The 847-nt window shown below is 66.6% G+C and carries 1 protein-coding gene; it reads left to right on the top strand.

All coding sequences use genetic code 11. The features are described from left to right. A partial coding sequence (locus ACT6QU_RS19410) for an NADH-ubiquinone oxidoreductase-F iron-sulfur binding region domain-containing protein (protein ID WP_444837022.1) occupies positions 1–847 on the top strand: 847 nt, incomplete at both ends.

Below are 847 nucleotides of genomic sequence, written 5' to 3'. Positions count from 1 at the left end.
GCGAATATCCGTTCGCAATCGACACGATGCAGAAGGCCCTCGCGCTATCCGCAAGCCGAGTTGCGCCCTTCACCCTCGAAGTGCGCGTTGGCGCCGGCGCTTATGTGTGCGGCGAAGAGACCGCGCTGCTCGACAGCATCGAGGGCAAGCGCGGACAGGTGCGCGCCAAGCCGCCGCTGCCCGCGCTCTCCGGCCTGTTCGGCAAGCCGACGGTGATCAACAATGTGCTGAGTCTCGCCGCGGTGCCCTTCATCCTGTCGGCGGGCGCCGATGCCTATGCCCATGTCGGCTTCGGCCGCTCGCGCGGGACGATGCCGGTACAGCTTGCGGGCAATGTGAAGAATGGCGGCCTGTTCGAGGTCGGCTTCGGCATCACGCTCGGCGAACTGGTGAACGACATCGGTGGCGGCACGTCGAGCGGCCGGCCGGTGCGCGCGGTGCAGGTCGGCGGACCGCTCGGCGCCTATTTCCCGCCGTCGATGTTCGACCTTCCCTTCGATTACGAAGCCTTCACGCAGGCCGGCGGGCTGATCGGCCACGCCGGGATCACCGTTTTCGACGACAGCGTCGACATGGCGCATATGGCGCGCTTCGCGATGGAATTCTGCGCCGTCGAAAGCTGTGGGAAGTGCACGCCGTGCCGGATCGGGTCGACCCGCGGCGTCGAGATTATGGATCGGATCATGGATGCACGAGGGGCGAGATCCTCGATGCTGGAGCGCCTTGCGGGACCACTGGGCACGGCGCTCCACTCGCGCAGCCCCGACCGGATCGACGTGAGCATCCCGGCACAGACCGCGCTACTGCGCGACCTTTGCGATACGATGAAATACGGCTCGCTCTGCGC

It is taken from the genome of Aliihoeflea sp. (assembly GCF_052435475.1).
Taxonomy (GTDB): domain Bacteria; phylum Pseudomonadota; class Alphaproteobacteria; order Rhizobiales; family Rhizobiaceae; genus Aliihoeflea.
Note: the sequence above shows the minus strand (reverse complement) of the source record. Positions and strands in the feature narration are given on the sequence as shown.